The sequence below is a fragment of the Dechloromonas denitrificans genome (genome assembly GCF_020510665.1).
Taxonomy (GTDB): Bacteria; Pseudomonadota; Gammaproteobacteria; order Burkholderiales; family Rhodocyclaceae; genus Azonexus; species Azonexus denitrificans_B.
Genome location: NZ_CP075187.1, coordinates 3,139,645 through 3,155,712 on the forward strand (window position 1 = coordinate 3,139,645; position 16,068 = coordinate 3,155,712).

The window sequence follows — 16,068 nt, forward strand, 5'->3', positions numbered from 1 at the left end:
GCTAGATGCGCGGCCCAATCCGTCCTGCTATTCCTTCAACAACTGGCCGCTCGCTGTAAATACGACCTCTCCCGCGGTCGACCGCGCAATTGCCGTCATTCCGGCCCGATCCGGCCGGGTGGCCAGTTCGAAATGTTGTCCGCCATCCTTGCTCGACAAGGAAGCGCCACCCAGACCAACCAGACGTACGCTTCCATCACCGCGCTGAACGATGCCGGTCAGCGATTGCTGCGTGCCACTCGGCACCTCATGCCAATGCAAGCCCCGATCGGCGCTGCGATAGACATGGCCGCGCATGCCAGCCATCAGCAGACTGCCGTCGGCCAGTGCCGCACCGGTCCAGAACGAACCCTTGTTGTCGGTCTGCACCGCTGTCCAATGGGCACCGGCATCTTCCGAACGGAGAATGGTGCCGGCCTCGGCGGCGACGAAAAGCAGGCCCTTGGCACCGGGCACCAGTTGCAGCAGATGGCGCTCGCCGGCCTCGCCTTCCAACAGCGTGCGCTCGGACCAGTTCTTGCCGCCATCGCGAGTTTCCAGCGCCAGCCCGAACTGGCCGACGGCCAGCCCGTGTTCGGCATTTTCAAACCAGACCGACATCAGCACCTGATCCTGACCACGACTGTCGCGCAGCACCTGCCAGTTTTCGCCACCGTCGCTGCTGCCGATCACCGTGCCGTCGTGGCCGACGGCCCAGCCTCGCTTTTCGTCGATGAAGAACACCGAGGTCAGCGGGCTGCGCGTCGGTACGCTGGCCTGACGGAATACCTTGCCGTCATCCGATAGATTGATCAGGCCGTAATCGCCGACCGCGACAATGCGCTGCCCAGCGCGGGTTGCCGCGTAGATCGGCGCCTTTTCCGCATTGACCAACTGCGGAGCCTGGCTGAAATAATTGCCCACCGAGGCCGGCGTCGTCGCGGTCGCCGCAATCAGCGGGACAGCAACAACGGCGGCAAGGGAAAGCGCCAAAGCCTTGAATTGCATCTTCACTTTCTTTACTCCGTTCAGTGGCCGATGGCCGGTGCCTTGACCGGGCCGCGACGTGGGAAGAGGGAATCCAGCTTGACGGCGAAAGCCGGCAGCACGGTGATCGCCATCAGCATGTTGACCATGAACATGAAGGTCAGCAGGATGCCCATGTCGGCCTGGAACTTGAGCTCCGAAAAACCCCAGGTGGCGACGCCGACCGACAGCGTGATGGCGGTGAAGATGGTGGCCACGCCGACTTCGCGCAGTGCGCCCTCAAGCGAAACCTTCATGCTTTCGCCACGCGCCAGGTGAATCAGCAGGCGGTTGTAGATGTAAAAGGCGTAATCAACGCCGATCCCGGTCGCCAGCACCATCACCGGCAAGGTCGCGACGGTCAGGCCGATATCCAGACTCTTCATGAACCAGTAGCCGAGGAAAGTGGCCACTGTGAGCGGCAGGCAGCAGGCCAGCATCGCCCGCCAGTCGCGGTAGGCAAGCAGGACCAGCACGATGATCGCGGCGTAGACATAAAGCATCATCGGCAATTCGCGTGCTTCGACTTCCTCGTTGGTCGCCGCCAGCACACCGACATTGCCCGAGGCCAGACGCAGCGTGACACCGAGCGCTTCCGGGTTGTATTTCAGGCGAAAATCCTTGATTGCGTGGATCGCCGGTTCGATGGTCGTTGCCTTGTGGTCGGCCAGGTAGATATTGGCTGCCATCATCGTGCACGCCCGGTTGAACAGGCCGCCGGCTTCCGGCAGATAACCGATGGCCACCTGCAGCGCCTTGGTATCACGCGGCAAGGCCGCCATTTTCGGATTGCCTTCGTTGAGCCCGGCATTGGCAAACTTGGCCAGCCCGGAGAGCGACTGGACCGACAGCACGCCCGGCACCTGCCCCATGTACTGGCTGAACTGGTCGATGTAGTTGAGGACCTCGAAGTTGTTGCAGGAATCGTTCGGCGTTTCAAAAACGACCGTCAGCACATCCATGCCCAGATCGAAGCGCTTGACGATATTTTCGACGTCCTGGTTGTAGCGCGAATCGGGGCGCAGTTCCGGCGCCCCCGGCTGCAGCGCACCGATGTGGCGACCATGGCTCTGCCAGACGGCCAGGCCGAGCAGCACGACGGCCGCCGCCAGCACCAGGCGGGCATGGTTGATGTCGGCGATGAAGCCGAGACGCTGGATCAATTCGCCGCGCTTGTTCTGGATCGATTCCAGATGCAGCGCGTATTTCTGCGAGAAGCGGAAGTACGAAGCAACGACCGGCAACATGATCAGGTTGGTGATGATCTTGTAGCCGACGCCGATCGACGCGGCGATACCCAGTTCGCGGATCATCGGAATCGGGATCATGACCAGCGTGATGAAGCCGACAAAAGCCGTGACCAGCGCCAGCGTGCCGGGAATGAACAGACTGGAGAAGCTTTCACGCGCTGCCGTGATCGAATCCGCCCCTTCGGCCACCGCCTTGGAAATGGCGTTGATCTGCTGAACACCGTGCGAAACGCCAATCGCGAAGACCAGGAAAGGCACCAGGATGGCCAGCGGATCGAGGCCGAAACCGAGCAGGGTCAGCGTACCGAACTGCCAGACCACCGAAACCATCGAACAGAAAATCGGCAGCAGGGTAAGCAAGACCGAACGGCAGTACCAATAGACGGCCAGCGCGGTCAACAGCGTGGCGAGGGCAAAAAAGCCGGCCACGCCCTTGGCGCCATCGGCGATATCGCCAATCTGCTTGGCGAAGCCGACGATCTCGATTTCATGTTCCGGCGTTTCCAGCTTGCCGCGAATATCGGCTTCGAGCTTGGCGGCCAGCGCCAGGTAGTCGAGTTGTTCGTGCGTAGCCGGGTCTTCTTCAAGCAGGTCGGCGACGATCATCGCCGCGCTGCCATCGTTGGCCACCAGATTGCCGGTGTAGCCACCACGCGCCGCACGGTCGCGAATGACGCTGATCTTGTCGGCATCGAGCGCCTCGGGCGTTACCGTGCCACCGATCACATCCTCGGCCTGGAAGCCTTCCTCGGTCAGTTCATAGACACGCGTATTCGGTGTCCACAACGATTGCACCGAACGGCGATCGACGCCCGGCAGATAGAGCACCGCCTCGGTCACTTCATGCAGTTTTTTAAGCGAAGCCGGCGTCCAGATATTGCCGTCGCGCGCCCGGACAACGACCATCACCCGGTTGGAACCGAAGAGCTGGGTGCGATATTTGAAAAACGTATCGGTGTATTCATGGCCTTGCGGCAACTGCTTGTCGAAGCCGGCCGACATGTGCAGGCGCGAGGCCAGGATGCCCATGCCGACGGTCAAGGCCAGCAGAAGCAGCAGGGTGGTCGCCCGGTAGCGGAAGAAAAAATCTTCCAGGCATTTTACGAAACCTACGATGCTCGACATCGGATTTAACCTCTAATGAGCCACTGCCGGACCGTCCGGTTCAGGCAGTGGTCGGGCAGCCCCTTGTCAGGGACAGGAAGGGCTGCCCTTAAAACGGATCAGAACGCGTAAGAAACCGTCGCCGTGGCCACATCACGATCGCGCAGCACGTTGAGATTGCCGCCGCCGAAGAAGTTGCTGTAGCCGAAACCGACCTTCCACTTGTTGTGGTAATCGAAGGTCAGGCCCATCGCCAGTGCCTTGCGTCCTTCGACAAAGGGCACGGTGTTCGGGCTGGTGCCTTTGACGTCGTGGTAGAAGTCGACAATCGGCGTCGCCGTCCAGCCCGAGTTGAAGACATTGGCGTAAGTCAGACTGACTTCAGCCACGTAACCCCAGGAGGTCTTGTCCGGCATGGCGTAGTTGTTGAGCAGGTAAGGCACGGCGCCGGACAGATCAAGCTCCGGGTAATGCGTCGCCGCCACTTCAAACAGGAAAGCGCCATCCGCCGCACCGAGTGCCCGCGTAATCTGGTTCGGCAACCAGGTGAAAGCGGTCATATGAGCCTGGAACTTCTTCTCGCCGACATAGCCGTTGGCCATGGCATTCGAGGTGTAGTTGTTCGACAGCGCCGCCAGGTTGTATTGCTGCTTGGCCTTCGAACCGGTCTGCGTCGGCACCGTCGGGTCAATCGCCACACTGTCTTTCGGCCGGTACGACAATTCCGCCCCGAAAGCCCAATCACCCACCTTGGTATTCATCGACAAGCCGTACAGGTCGAGATCCTGACCGTACTGCTCAACGGCCGTCATGCCGAGCACGTTGGCCGCCCCATTGACCTTGAAGCCGACGAAGGGCAGCTTGTCGTGGTAGCGGATGTAGTAGGCCGCGTACTCGGTATCGCTCCCGGACGGCTTGTAGCGCATATTGACGCCATACTGGCCGCCACTCGGCTTCTGGCGTTCGGTCGGGATCACCCCGGCGCCGCCACCGGCCTGATTGATCGAATCCAGCGTCCGGCCACGTGTCGGATCGTAGTCGCCGGTACCGCCGACGCCGAGACTGGAGGGAATGAAGGCACCGCGCCGGCCGCCCTTGCCGAGGAAGTCGGCGGTCGACCAGTAGCTGCCGGCCGGGTCGAGTTTGAAGCTGTTCCAGGCAAACTGGTAATAGCCTTCCATCGACACCCCCGGCAAGACGGCGGTGTTGAGCGAGATCATCGGGGCCGGAATGAGGATTTCCTTGACCTGGGTTCCGGGGATGTGGGCCTTGCGGATATCGAAAGCATGGATCGAGTTGATCCCGCCAAAGATGAAAATATCCTCGCCCCAGTTGATCACCTGATTGCCGACCTTCAACTTGGCCGAGTTGCCGGCCCAGTTAAAGTCTTTCGAGACCCACAGATCGAGCAGCGAAACGCTCTGCCGCAGGGCTTTCTTGGCATCGTCGTCAAGCGGCGTGCGGTCGGTATGGATCGCCGCGAAATCGGACGACCAGGTCATCCGGCCGAGCGCCGCCCAGTTGCCCCGCTCGCCGAGCGAAAGTTCATGCGTGCCCTTGAGGACGGCCGAAACGATGTCGCCTTTCTTGTAGTTCAGGTTGCCGTCATCGATGTTGGTGTAATTGAAATCGCCGTTCGAGCTGGCGGCATTGCCGTTCACCCGTTGCCCAAGTTCGCCGGAAGTCGGCGCGCTCCCCCCGGAGTCACGACCGATAATGGTTTTGTCCGGCGACTGCATGCGTCGCTGAACGCCGACCGAAATGGTCGAATCGAAGGTGCCGCTCATCCCGTTGTCGAGATCGAACTTGAACGCGAAGGCCGGATTGGCCAGCCCCAGGCCGATGGCGGCAAGCGCCAGGGCGACCGGGGTACGGCGCAGGATTGCTGTGCTGTGCATGGAATTCCCCTCTTTTTTATGGTTGACCGCGATCAGCGGTCACCGGCCCGGCGCAACTCGTCGGATTCGAAACGCTTGGCATCGATACGACCTTCCTGCCCGGCCAGCCAGTCGGTCGGCTTGCTTTCCTGGGTCGCGTTCTCGGCCATGTAGCGATTCACCGTCAGATCCCAGGACATGAATTCCTGGCTGACACAGGCACCGAGTTCAACCGCCGGATAGAGCGAACCTTCCATCACGCGCCAGAGCTTGCCCTGAGCGTCGTACTGGTCGGCGGCGAGCAGCATCCAGGTGTCTTCGTCGATATAGAAGGTGCGTTTGGCAAACATGTGGCGCATGCCCTGCTTGACCGTTGCTTCCACCTTCCAGACGCGGTGCAGTTCGTAGCGCATCAGGTCACGCTTCGGATACATGCCTTCAAAGACCTCGGACAACTTGCGTTTGGCGACAAATTTGAAGCTGTTGTACGGCACATACATTTCCTGCTTGCCGACCAGTTTCCAGTCGTAGCGGTCGAGCGCCCCGGCGAACATCGGGTATTGATCGGCCGTTTCGAGGTTTTCGTAACCGGGGATCGGGTTGTCGTACTCAAAAGCCGGCAGGCGACGGACACGACGCTGTCCCGGAAAATACATCCAGGCATCATTCGACTTGCTGAGGAAGTAATGCGCCAGAATGATCTCGCCAGTCCGCGAGGCCGGCGCCGTCGCCAGATTGAGCAGCTTCATCTGGAAACCGCCGACATCCTCGATCGACTTGGCCTTGGCCGACGCAAACGGCGTCATCACGACCTGATCCTGGGCCAGGCCGTAAAAGCTGCCATCCGGATTAATGAAGTTGGTCTGGTAATACTCGAAGCGACCTTCGCCCTGCCAGCGCAGACGATGATTCCATACCGCCTCGGCGCCATTTTTCGGAATAGCGAACGGAAAGCCGCCGCCGACGGCCTGTGCCAGATTGTCCTTGCCGTCGCCAGTCAGCTTGGCCGTGGTCGCGTTGATCCGGGTTTGACCGTAGACCGACTCCGGGTAGCCGCAGCTGCGATGCGTCGGATAGATATCCATCCGGTAGCCCTTGCGTGTCTTGATTAGTTCGATCTGGCCGGCCGAGAGCTTGTCCTTGTATTTATCGACGTTACTCGCATCAATCGAATACAGCGGCTTTTCCGCCGCAAACGGATCGACCCGCGCATCGCCCAGCTTGTGCTTGCCCTTGGGCAAGCCGCCCTCCCATTTCGGGATCGTGCCATCCTTGTTGCCGGCCCGTTCAGCCCCGACCGGCGTCAGTTCCTTGCCCAATTGTGCCGCTTCCTGCTCGTTGACCGCAGCACAGGCCGTCACCGCGATGCCGAACACGCCGACAAGCAGCGTGAACAGCGGTTTTACTCTGTTGGTCTTGTTCATTTTTGATTCCCTTCTCTCGAAATACATGAATCACCCCGAAGCCGCCGACCGAACTCAGTCGATGGCAATGCCCTGCGCCTGCAAACGTTTGATGATTGCCTCCCGCTCGGCCGCGACATCAGCCAATGGATTCGCCCGCAACTGCGCCACTTCCCGCTGGGTATAAGGCGGCGTAGCAGCCGGCATTTCGTTCTTGCTGAAGGTCTTGAGAATCCAGTTCATCAACTCGGCCGTCTGGCCGTCGTTGAGTGCCGACTGGGCCGTCCCCGGTACCTGGATCAGAAACTGCCGACCACCTTCCACCTTGAGAAAATGGCCGAGCGCCCCACGCATGCTCGGCACTCCCGCCCCCGGGCTGCCGGTGGCGTCCTGGCCGTGGCAGCCAGAGCAATGCAACATGAAATTCATGCGCGGCGAACCTGCGTCATTCGCCGACAACGGGCCGACAAACAGACCCAGCGCCAGCAACAAGATGGTTTTTCGCATGCCTCAACCTCCGCTCGCAGCCGGCAAACGGCTGCGCAGTTTGTGAGTTTCGTTCGGTGTCCCACCGGCCTGGCGAACAGCGGCGACAAACTCCGGCGTCAACCAGCCGAGATCGCCGACCGCCTCGTAACTACCGAGGACATGAGTCAGGACGCTGGCAATTTCACCATCCGACAACTTGGCGAAAGACGGCATGTTGCCGGTGTAGCGCACACCGCCGACATTGATCGCCCCGACCATGCCGGTCAGTGGAACGCGGGCCAGATAGGCCCGGCCCTCGGCGGTGCTCGCATGGCGACCGATATTGCCGGCCAGCGGCGGAGCGACCCCGGGGGCACCAACTGCTTCCACCTGATGGCAGGCGACGCAGTGCGTAGCGTAGAGCCCGGCCCCTGCCTTGTCCTGAGCCGACAGGGGAGCCGCAGCAAGAACCAGGAGGGCGGCGGAGAGCAGTTGGCGCATCGGGATCAGCCTCGTTGCTCGCCGACGCCAACGATGGCGGCGACCGTGCAATGGTAGGCATTGCTGCCGTTGGCCATGCACCAATTGATGTCGTTATGGACCCCGAGGCGATAACCCGGACGCTCACGCTCATTGCGGTTGCAGGCGCAACGGCCGCACATCGTGACACCGCAGCAATCGTTGTAACTGATCAGGTAATCCTTGCCATCACCCGGATTGCGGCAGGTACCGACCCAGGTCACCTTGGAAATCTCGGTGCCCGGCGGGCAGCTCGAAATCGTCCCGCCGCAGCAGGTACAAAGGAAGCCGTCCAGGGCGCAGTAGCGCCAGTAGTCGCAGCTGGTGTCGTCCTCAACCGCCTTTTTGTTTTCGCCGGCATGCGCCGTCGGCATCATGCGGTCGAAAGGCAGCACCGGCAGAATGAATGCGGTACCGACGAAGAGCTTGCCGACCTTGACCAGCGCGCTGCGGCGGGAAGCCGACTGGGCGACACGGCGGGTCTTGCGCTCGAAGAAATCATCTAGCCATTTCACGTTTGTTCTCCTTGTGTTCGGTATCGATCAGGCGCGCTGATCGATGAATTCCTGGATCGAAGCCACCCCGGCTTCCTTGGCGGTAAAGAGGCTTTCCAGCTGCTCGCGGGAATTGACCAGGCCCTTGCCGCGAATGCGACCGTCTTCGCCGATCAGTACGGCGTAGGGCAGCTTGGAAATGCGGTAGGTCATGCCCAGGTCGGTCGACAAGGCATAGGGGAAGCTCTTCAGGTCGGCCTTGCGGTAGAACTCGGCGTGTTCCGGCAGGTCGCCGTCACTGGCCAGCGCCACATCGAGCCAGCCCTTTTCGACGTTCTGGATCGACTTGAGAACCGGCAACAATTTCTTGCACACCGGGCAGGTTGGCGAGAGGAAGAAGAGCAACTGGCTGCGGCCGGTATGGCCTCCGACGCTCAGCTTGCCGCCACCAATCGAATCCAGCGTGAAGGCCGGAGCGACTTCGCCGACTTTCGGCCCCTGATCCATCATCAGCGCCCCCATCGGCGCGACACGCTCGTAGAGAATGCCGATCTGGCGAGCCAGGGCGAGCACGACGACAACCAGACCAAGGACCACGGCCCAGAGAAAAACATTGGAAACAAGCATTGCTTCGTTCATGGCATTTCCTTTTCTATTTGCGAACAGCCAGCGCCAGCGGGGCGTTGGTCATCAGTTGATTGGCCGAGACATAAATACCGACCAGAGCGAGTACGGCACCACCGACCGTCAGGTAATCGGCCCAGACCAGCGTGCGGGCAACGCCTTCCTGCATGGCCAGGGCGACCATGCCCATCAGCAGGCCGTTGCGCACGACCAGTGCCCAGGACAGCGGCTGGCCGGACAAGCCGCCGCAACCGCAGTCGATCTTGGTATGGCCGCGCAGGACATTGATGGCCACTGCCGAGGTCACCGTTGCCAGCAACAGCAAGGCGAGCAGACCACCGATGAAGGCCATTTCCGGGAAGAGTAGCAAGCCGCCGGCGGCTAGCTCGACGATGGGCAGCACACCGGCCACCAACGGCGAGAGGCGTTCGGGCACCAGACGGTAGTTGTCGACTGCTGCCGAAAACACCAGCGGGTCTTTCAACTTGTGCCAGGCGCCGACCAGCAGGACCACCGACAAGGTCGCCCCGAGCGCCCGTGTCACCACCGGATCGGAAAACAGGGAGAGAATGGTTTCCATCACTGCACTTCCAGTTGCGTCGGGGTGTCGCCAAAACCAACGGCAGCACCGACCGGCTTCAACTTGCGACCGCCGTCGAAAGCGGCAACACCGGCTTTGGCGCTATCGAAGGCAAAGACGCGCGGCGCATCGCCCTGACTGACCGCCAGCCCGGTTGCCGGGGTGGTTTTGGTACGGCTGACACGCGTCTTGGAGGCCAGGTCGTAGACCCAGATTTCACGCGCCCCTTCCTTGTGGCTGCCTTCAAAGCCCTTGGGGTGCATGCCGACATACAGCGTGCCGCTGGCCTGGTGCAGGGCGACCGGCTGGTAACCGCCGGGACGCCAGCCTTTTTTCACATCGGCGTCGTTGCCCAGTTTCCAGAATGTCCCCGGAACCGCGGCTTCGCCACCGACATTGACGGTCACCGCATTGCCCTTGTAGGAGACAAAATGGTAGTTGTCGCCTTCCTGCGCAGCCGAAACGAACAGCGCATCCTCATCCGGATCGAAGAACTTGACGCTCTTCTTCTTACCGACCGGATTGCCGTCGTTATCCAGCGAAATGGTCAGCATCGTGCCGTCGCCGCACAAGGTCGAGAAACGGTTGGCGGTCTGCGCCGGATAGACGATGTAGCAGCCCGGCGTCTGGATTTCGCTGACCTGCTTGCCGGTCTGGCGATTGACGATACTGACCGAAGTCGCCGGCGTGGCGTTCTGGACGATGATGAAGCGCCCATCGGCCGAGGTCCGCAAGGTGCCGCGATAAGGCAATGCCTGGGCATGACGCGCGGAGTAAGGAATTTCTTCCTTGAGCGCCAGGGTCTTGGCGTCATACACGAGGATTTCCTCGATCCGTTCGCCACGATTCAACTTGCTGTAGTACGTCGTCACCGCATAGAGCTCACTGCGGTCCGGCGACAAGGTGGTCTGGGCAAACATGCCGGTAGACACCATGCCCTCGACCTTCAGGGTGCGCCCGTCGATCACCGTCAGCTTGCCATCGGCCAGATGCGGTAATGCGACATCGGTGTAGTACAGGCGGTAGGGATGGGCCGGCGCCAGTTTGCCGACCGTGATCTCATCGACCGGCAACTCGGCATGCGCGGGTAGCGCAGCCCCCAGCGCTGCCAGCAGGGAAAGTAGAACTGCTCTCTTGGGTATCACCAGCGACCTCCTTTTTGTTATCGAATCTGGACCGGAACCGGAGCAAATTGATGCTCTGGCGGATGGCTCAAATTGTTGTCTCGGGGAGAAGGAAGGCGGTATCCGAAATCGGAACCGAAATCCCGGAAACTGGCTATGCAGTATCCGGAATCGGAAAAGTCGTCACTTCAAAGATCAAATTCTTGACCTGAGACAAAGCCGGGCCGACCAAAAAATGACCTGAAGCGACACTCGGATCAGGCCATCCAGGTACCTGGCAAATAACCGACTAAAACACTGAGTCAATCGCTGCCAGGGCAATTGGCACAGCTTGTGCTGAAAATACTGGGCAATCCGCGGCAGAACCGCCAACCATCAAACACGAACACCACTAACCTAATGATTTTTAAATATAAATTTAAAATGAAAGGTGATTTTCAACTGCCAAATCTGGTGCACTTGCATTTCTCAACGCACCAATCCGGCCTGTAAACCAGGCGCCAAATCGATCAACAGCAAATCCTGAATATCCGGAATCGGAAAAATCAGATTGTCACTATTCAAGATTGATTCCACTAAACGAAATTTCTCTACTATCCTTAAGGGCATAGTGTTCGATCTGCCAGTTGATCGTACTGAACAGCCCGATGACTGAAAGTGTCTTTGTATGCCCCACAGCGCCGCCACCCAATACTCGTTTCAAAATCGCATTACACGCGACTCGGATGAGCACGCCGAAGCGCTGAAAGACTGGGACCAGGTCTACGATCAGTTATCGCCCGGCAACTTCGAAGGCAAGGTTGTCGACCTGCGTTTCAAGGGGCTGCAGATATTTCGCGAAACGACCAATCGTTCGGTCTCGCAAAGCGGCAGCTCGTGGAATGGCTGTTTCGTCGTCGGCATCCCGGTCAGCATGAAAGGTACCGGCCTGTTTGCCCGCCAGGTCCTGACCCACGATTCAATGCTCACATTCCACAGCGACCAGGAATTTTCGCTGACCTCACCGGAACATTTCGATGTCGTGGCACTGGCCATTCCAGAAACGACCCTGCTGGACGCCATGCATCCCGAGGCGCAGGACCAGTTGCGCCACGTGTTCCCCAAAGCACCGACCGTCATGGTGGCCGAACCCCAATTGATCAACGAATTGCGCAGTTGCCTGCTGTCGATTTTCGATCCGGCCAGTTTTGAACCCGCCCTGCTCCGCTACCCGCAGGTACAGCGTGCCATGAGCTCCGCCGTGATCGGACACCTGGCCGAAGTCCTGCACGCCTCCAGCCACGCCCCCTTGCCAACCCGCTCGTTCAAGGGACGCTGCCACGTTGTCAAGGAAGCGACCGATTACGCGCTGTCAAACACATCAGAACCGATCACCGTCGCCGACCTGTGCCAGAAGCTGAACATCAGCCGGCGCATGCTCAACTACTGCTTTCAGGAAGTGCTAGACACCAACCCGGTGCACTACCTGCGTTCGCTGCGCCTCAACGGCGTGCGCCGCGAACTGCGCCAGCCCATGCCGTCGCACACCCAGATTCGTGACATCGCCGGCAAATGGGGCTTCTGGCATTTACCGCGCTTCGCCGCCGAGTATCGTGCCCTGTTCGGCGAACTGCCGTCGGATACGGCTCGCCACTGGCGCAACTGAAGCGCCGGCCGGACATTCTGGCCCTGCCGGACAAAATGTCGCAGCCGCAAGCCGGCAAGCAGACAAAAAACCACCCCTAATCAGGCATCAAAGTACTGGCATTGATTTTGCAATGCACCTTCGCGGTTAAAATGCCGCACGCGGTCTGAGTACCGCATTTGAAAGGTGGCGCTTCGGCGCTTTGTAAGCTGCCGTGACATCCGCTCGGTGGTGGTTGCTGTAAAAATCGGAGTTATCAATGACGTTTTCCACCCTGCGCCGCCTGGCGCTCAAGGGCGCGTTTACTTGCGCCGCCATTGCCGCCCTGCCGGCGTTTGCCAACGATGCCGTCCTGCGCGTTTCGGCCATTCCCGACGAAGCACCGACCGAACTGCAACGCAAATTCGCCCCGCTCGGCAAATACCTTGAAGCGCAAACCGGCATGAAGGTCGTGTTTACGCCGGTTTCCGATTACGCCGCGGTGGTCGAATCGCTGGCCACCAAAAAGATCGACCTCGCCTGGCTCGGCGGCTTCACGTTCGTGCAGGCCAAGATCCGCACCAACGGCACGGCCATTCCCATCGCCCAGCGCGAGGAAGATGCCAAGTTCACCTCCAAATTCATCACCGCCGATCCGGCGATCAAGGGCTTGGCCGACCTCAAGGGCAAGACCTTCGCCTTCGGCGCGCCATCGTCGACCTCGGGCAGCTTGATGCCGCGCTTCTTCATCCAGCAGGCCGGCCTCAATCCGGAAAAGGATTTCAAGAACGTCGCCTTCTCCGGCGCGCATGACGCCACCGTCGCCTTCGTTGCCGCCGGCAAGGCCGAAGCCGGCGTGCTCAACGCCTCGGTGTGGGACAAGCTGGTCGAGGCCAAGAAGGTCGACACCGACAAGGTCCGCGTCTTCGCCACCACGCCGCCCTATTTCGACTACAACTGGACGGTACGCGGCGACCTCGACCCAGTCGTCGTCAAGAAACTGACCGACGCCTTCCTCAAGCTCGACCCGGCCAACCCGGAACACAAGGAAATCCTCGCCCTGCAACGTGCCGCCAAGTTCATCCCGACCAAGAAGGAGAACTACGACGGCATCGAGAAGGCGGCGCACGCCGCTGGCTTGCTGAAGTGAGTTTTTGCCTGAACGGCGTGGGGCTGACCCACGCCAATGGCTTTACGGCACTCTCCGGCATCACGCTGAATGCCGGCCAGGGCGAGCATATCGCCCTGATCGGCCCTTCCGGCGCCGGCAAAACTTCGCTGCTCTCGGTGCTCGGCACGGCGCTGGCGCCAACAGCGGGGACGGCAAAGGTTCTCGATTTCGGCCTTGAGTCAGCGTCGACCGCAGGAATCAAAGCCCTGCGCTCGCGCCTTGGCACCGTCCATCAAGCACCACCGATTCCCGGCCGGCAACGGGTCATCACGGCGGTTCTGGCCGGCAAGCTGGGGCAGTGGCCGGCCTGGAAGTCGCTCGCCTCGCTGCTCTACCCGCAGGATATTCCCGGTGCCCGCGCCGCCTTGGGCCAGGTCGATCTGGCCGACAAGCTGTTCGCCCGTTGCGACCAACTTTCCGGCGGGCAGTTGCAGCGCGTCGGCATCGCCCGCGTGCTCTATCAGCAGCCTGAACTGATCCTTGCCGACGAGCCGGTTTCAGCGCTCGACCCGACACTGGCGCTGGCCACCATCCGCCTGCTGATCGCCGAAGCCGAAGCGCGCAATGCCACCTTGGTCGCCAGCTTGCACGCCGTCGATCTGGCACTCGGCAATTTTTCGCGGATTGTCGGCGTCCGGGCCGGACGCATCGCCTTTGACTTGCCGGCCGATGAAGTCAGCATTCCGCTGCTCCACGAGTTGTACGCCAGTGAAGGCGGAGAACTCCCGGTGCAGGCACACGAACCGAATTTCCTGTTGCAGGCAGCCAACGATGCAGCCACCCGCGCCGCATGCTGCTGAATCCCGCCGACCGTGACCCGGCCGCACGCCCGCGCCTGATCGGCGGGCTGGCTACCCTGGCTATCCTCTGGCCGCTGTTCCGGGCCGCCGAGGTCAAACCCGGCCTGCTGTTCGATGCCGGCAACCTCAAGGTCATCGGCCATTTTCTGGCCGGCTTCCTGCCGCCGGAAAGCGGTGCCGAATTCATCGGCTATCTGGCCAAGGCAACACTCGAAACCTTGGCGATCGCCACCGCCGGCATGGCGCTGGCCTTTCTGATCGCCGTGCCGATGGGCTATCTGGCCACCGCAGCCGGACGCGAGCGCGCAACGCTCAACCCGCTCACGCGCAGCCTGCTGACCATCCTGCGCGGCATTCCGGAACTGGTCTGGGCGCTGGTTTTCGTGCGCGTCTTCGGCCTTGGTCCGGCGGCCGGCGTGCTGGCCCTCGGCCTGACCTACGGCGGTATGCTGGCCAAGGTTTACGCCGAGATTCTCGAATCAGTCGATGCCGCCCCGGCCCTGGCCCTGCGGCGCAGCGGTGCCAGCCGCCCCTTGGCCATTCTGTACGGCCTGATTCCACAGGCCTCGAAGGAACTCGCTTCGTACACCGTTTATCGCTGGGAATGCGCCATCCGAGCCTCGGTCGTCATGGGCTTCGTCGGAGCCGGAGGCCTCGGCCAGCTGATGGACCAGGCGATGAAAATGCTCAACGGCGGCGAAGCAGCGAGCATCCTGCTCGCCTTCATGCTCCTCGTTTTTTCGGCCGATGGCCTGTCCGGTTGGCTACGCCGGGCGCTCGACACGCCGCCGGCCCATCGCGCCTCTCCCTTCGGCTGGCGCAGCAGCCTGCTTGGCGTGGCCTTGGGCATTGGCATCGTCGCCAGTTTCAATTATCTGGAAATCGGCCTGAAAGCGCTGTTGACCGCGGAAGCCGCCCACAGCATCGGCGAATTCATCGCCGGCTTCTTCCCGCCTGACTTATCCACCGACTGGTTGAGCAAAGTAGCGAAAGGCATCTGGGAAACGCTGGCCATTTCAGTCGTTGGCACCCTGCTCGCCGCTATCGCCGGCCTGATCCTGGCCCTGCCCAAATGGCGCACGCCATGCAGTTTCCTGCTCAACACGCTGCGCTCGGTGCCGGAACTGGTCTGGGCAACGATCACCGCACTGGCCGTCGGCCTCGGTCCTTTTGCCGGCGCGCTGGCCCTGGCCCTGCACACCGCCGGCGTGCTCGGCCGGCTCTACGCCGAAGCACTCGATAACGCGCCACCCGCACCGGGAGCAGCGCTGCGCCTGGCCGGAACGCCCGGCCTTCTCGCTTTTTTGTACGGCACCCTGCCCGGCGCTGCGCCCCAACTGATCGCCTACACGCTGTACCGCTGGGAAATGAACATCCGCATGGCCGCCATCCTCGGCTTCGTCGGCGCCGGCGGGCTTGGGCAACTCCTCTACTTCGAGCTTTCGCTTTTTCACCACGCCCAGGCGTCGACCGTGATCATCGCCATGCTTTTACTGTCGATTGCCGTCGATCAGGCCAGTACGTGGTTGCGGCAAAAAATGCGCTGAGCAAGGCTATTATCATGCTTTTCTGATAGACGAAAGCAAGCCATGCAAAACATCCTGATCATCATCAACGCCGCCCCCTACGGCAGCGAGCGTTGCCTGTCCGCGCTGCGCCTGGCCACGGCATTGGCGGGCAACGATGCCAAGCCGGCGATCCGCGTTTTCCTGATGTCCGACGCCACGGTGCTCGGCTTGCCCAACCAGATCGACGGCACCGGCAACGGTTTGCAGGGCATGGTTGAAGGCTTGGTTGCGCAGAGTGTCGATATCCGTTTGTGCCGGACTTGTGCGCTGGCCCGCGGCCTCGGTGAGTTGCCGCTGATTCCCGGCACGGCTATCGGCACGCTGGTTGAACTGGCCGAAGCGACGCTGCAGGCGGACAAGGTCATTACCTTCTAGCAAAAAGCGATGTGGGACATTTTGTCCTGGCACGCCGCCCGGCAGACAAAATGTCCCACATCACACACCACCAACAGGCGGGCGATTACCGATAGTTCAAGCA

15 protein-coding genes are annotated in these 16,068 nt (G+C 61.1%); 5 read left to right on the top strand and 10 right to left on the bottom strand.

Annotated features, from left to right (window positions below; genetic code table 11):
• Positions 1-27: 27 nt before the first annotated feature.
• From KI614_RS14785 to KI614_RS14830, 10 genes are all read right to left on the bottom strand, one after another.
• On the bottom strand, positions 28-987 hold the full coding sequence (locus tag KI614_RS14785; protein WP_226409372.1) for a WD40/YVTN/BNR-like repeat-containing protein: 960 nt from the start codon (positions 985-987) through the stop codon (positions 28-30).
• Between the two features lie 20 nt (positions 988-1,007).
• The gene (locus tag KI614_RS14790; protein WP_226406596.1) at positions 1,008-3,380 is read right to left on the bottom strand and encodes an efflux RND transporter permease subunit; all 2,373 of its coding nucleotides are present in this window, start codon (positions 3,378-3,380) and stop codon (positions 1,008-1,010) included.
• A 98-nt stretch (positions 3,381-3,478) separates the two neighbouring features.
• Positions 3,479-5,257 carry a DUF1302 domain-containing protein gene (locus tag KI614_RS14795; RefSeq protein WP_226406598.1) on the bottom strand — a complete coding sequence of 593 codons (1,779 nt, stop codon included), beginning with the start codon at positions 5,255-5,257 and terminating at the stop codon, positions 3,479-3,481.
• 32 nt (positions 5,258-5,289) lie between these two features.
• Positions 5,290-6,660: a DUF1329 domain-containing protein gene (locus KI614_RS14800; protein ID WP_226406600.1), complete on the bottom strand. Its 1,371-nt coding sequence runs from the start codon at positions 6,658-6,660 to the stop codon at positions 5,290-5,292.
• A 54-nt stretch (positions 6,661-6,714) separates the two neighbouring features.
• Positions 6,715-7,146 carry a c-type cytochrome gene (locus KI614_RS14805; RefSeq protein ID WP_226406602.1) on the bottom strand — a complete coding sequence of 144 codons (432 nt, stop codon included), beginning with the start codon at positions 7,144-7,146 and terminating at the stop codon, positions 6,715-6,717.
• A 3-nt stretch (positions 7,147-7,149) separates the two neighbouring features.
• A complete protein-coding gene (locus KI614_RS14810; protein WP_226406604.1) occupies positions 7,150-7,608 on the bottom strand; it encodes a c-type cytochrome in 459 nt (152 codons plus the stop codon).
• Positions 7,609-7,613: 5 nt separating this feature from the next.
• The gene (locus tag KI614_RS14815) at positions 7,614-8,141 is read right to left on the bottom strand and encodes a methylamine dehydrogenase light chain (RefSeq protein ID WP_226406606.1); all 528 of its coding nucleotides are present in this window, start codon (positions 8,139-8,141) and stop codon (positions 7,614-7,616) included.
• 27 nt (positions 8,142-8,168) lie between these two features.
• Positions 8,169-8,759 carry a methylamine dehydrogenase accessory protein MauD gene (gene mauD, locus KI614_RS14820; RefSeq protein ID WP_226406608.1) on the bottom strand — a complete coding sequence of 197 codons (591 nt, stop codon included), beginning with the start codon at positions 8,757-8,759 and terminating at the stop codon, positions 8,169-8,171.
• 13 nt (positions 8,760-8,772) lie between these two features.
• Positions 8,773-9,324, bottom strand: a complete 552-nt coding sequence (locus KI614_RS14825) for a MauE/DoxX family redox-associated membrane protein (protein ID WP_226406610.1) — start codon at positions 9,322-9,324, stop codon at positions 8,773-8,775.
• Complete coding sequence (locus KI614_RS14830) at positions 9,324-10,469, bottom strand: amine dehydrogenase large subunit (RefSeq protein ID WP_226406612.1); 1,146 nt, start codon at positions 10,467-10,469, stop codon at positions 9,324-9,326. Before KI614_RS14830 ends, KI614_RS14825 begins: the two co-directional genes overlap by 1 nt.
• Positions 10,470-11,115: 646 nt before the next feature.
• Here KI614_RS14830 and KI614_RS14835 point away from each other — a divergent pair.
• The 5 genes from KI614_RS14835 (at position 11,116) to KI614_RS14855 (ending at position 15,965) form a co-directional block, all read left to right on the top strand.
• Positions 11,116-12,093, top strand: a complete 978-nt coding sequence (locus KI614_RS14835) for a helix-turn-helix domain-containing protein (RefSeq protein WP_226406615.1) — start codon at positions 11,116-11,118, stop codon at positions 12,091-12,093.
• Between the two features lie 238 nt (positions 12,094-12,331).
• Positions 12,332-13,201, top strand: a complete 870-nt coding sequence (locus KI614_RS14840) for a putative selenate ABC transporter substrate-binding protein (RefSeq protein WP_226406618.1) — start codon at positions 12,332-12,334, stop codon at positions 13,199-13,201.
• Positions 13,198-14,022 (top strand): phosphonate ABC transporter ATP-binding protein, encoded by an 825-nt coding sequence (locus KI614_RS14845; protein WP_226406620.1) that lies wholly within the window; start codon positions 13,198-13,200, stop codon positions 14,020-14,022. Before KI614_RS14840 ends, KI614_RS14845 begins: the two co-directional genes overlap by 4 nt.
• Complete coding sequence (locus KI614_RS14850; protein ID WP_226406622.1) at positions 14,013-15,569, top strand: PhnE/PtxC family ABC transporter permease; 1,557 nt, start codon at positions 14,013-14,015, stop codon at positions 15,567-15,569. The genes KI614_RS14845 and KI614_RS14850 overlap by 10 nt, the downstream gene beginning before the upstream one ends.
• A 42-nt stretch (positions 15,570-15,611) precedes the next feature.
• Positions 15,612-15,965: a DsrE/DsrF/TusD sulfur relay family protein gene (locus KI614_RS14855; RefSeq protein WP_226406624.1), complete on the top strand. Its 354-nt coding sequence runs from the start codon at positions 15,612-15,614 to the stop codon at positions 15,963-15,965.
• The last annotated feature ends 103 nt before the right edge of the window (positions 15,966-16,068 follow it).

Bases quoted from the DNA above. Each gene is read 5' to 3' on its own strand.
- KI614_RS14785 (WP_226409372.1), bottom strand. From the start codon at position 987: ATGCAATTCAAGGCTTTGGCGCTTTCCCTTGCCGCCGTTGTTGCTGTC.
- KI614_RS14810 (WP_226406604.1), bottom strand. From the start codon at position 7,608: ATGCGCCAACTGCTCTCCGCCGCCCTCCTGGTTCTTGCTGCGGCTCCC.
- KI614_RS14805 (WP_226406602.1), bottom strand. From the start codon at position 7,146: ATGCGAAAAACCATCTTGTTGCTGGCGCTGGGTCTGTTTGTCGGCCCG.
- KI614_RS14835 (WP_226406615.1), top strand. From the start codon at position 11,116: ATGCCCCACAGCGCCGCCACCCAATACTCGTTTCAAAATCGCATTACA.
- KI614_RS14790 (WP_226406596.1), bottom strand. From the start codon at position 3,380: ATGTCGAGCATCGTAGGTTTCGTAAAATGCCTGGAAGATTTTTTCTTC.
- mauD (WP_226406608.1), bottom strand. From the start codon at position 8,759: ATGAACGAAGCAATGCTTGTTTCCAATGTTTTTCTCTGGGCCGTGGTC.
- KI614_RS14800 (WP_226406600.1), bottom strand. From the start codon at position 6,660: ATGAACAAGACCAACAGAGTAAAACCGCTGTTCACGCTGCTTGTCGGC.
- KI614_RS14825 (WP_226406610.1), bottom strand. From the start codon at position 9,324: ATGGAAACCATTCTCTCCCTGTTTTCCGATCCGGTGGTGACACGGGCG.
- KI614_RS14795 (WP_226406598.1), bottom strand. From the start codon at position 5,257: ATGCACAGCACAGCAATCCTGCGCCGTACCCCGGTCGCCCTGGCGCTT.
- KI614_RS14855 (WP_226406624.1), top strand. From the start codon at position 15,612: ATGCAAAACATCCTGATCATCATCAACGCCGCCCCCTACGGCAGCGAG.
- KI614_RS14840 (WP_226406618.1), top strand. From the start codon at position 12,332: ATGACGTTTTCCACCCTGCGCCGCCTGGCGCTCAAGGGCGCGTTTACT.
- KI614_RS14850 (WP_226406622.1), top strand. From the start codon at position 14,013: ATGCTGCTGAATCCCGCCGACCGTGACCCGGCCGCACGCCCGCGCCTG.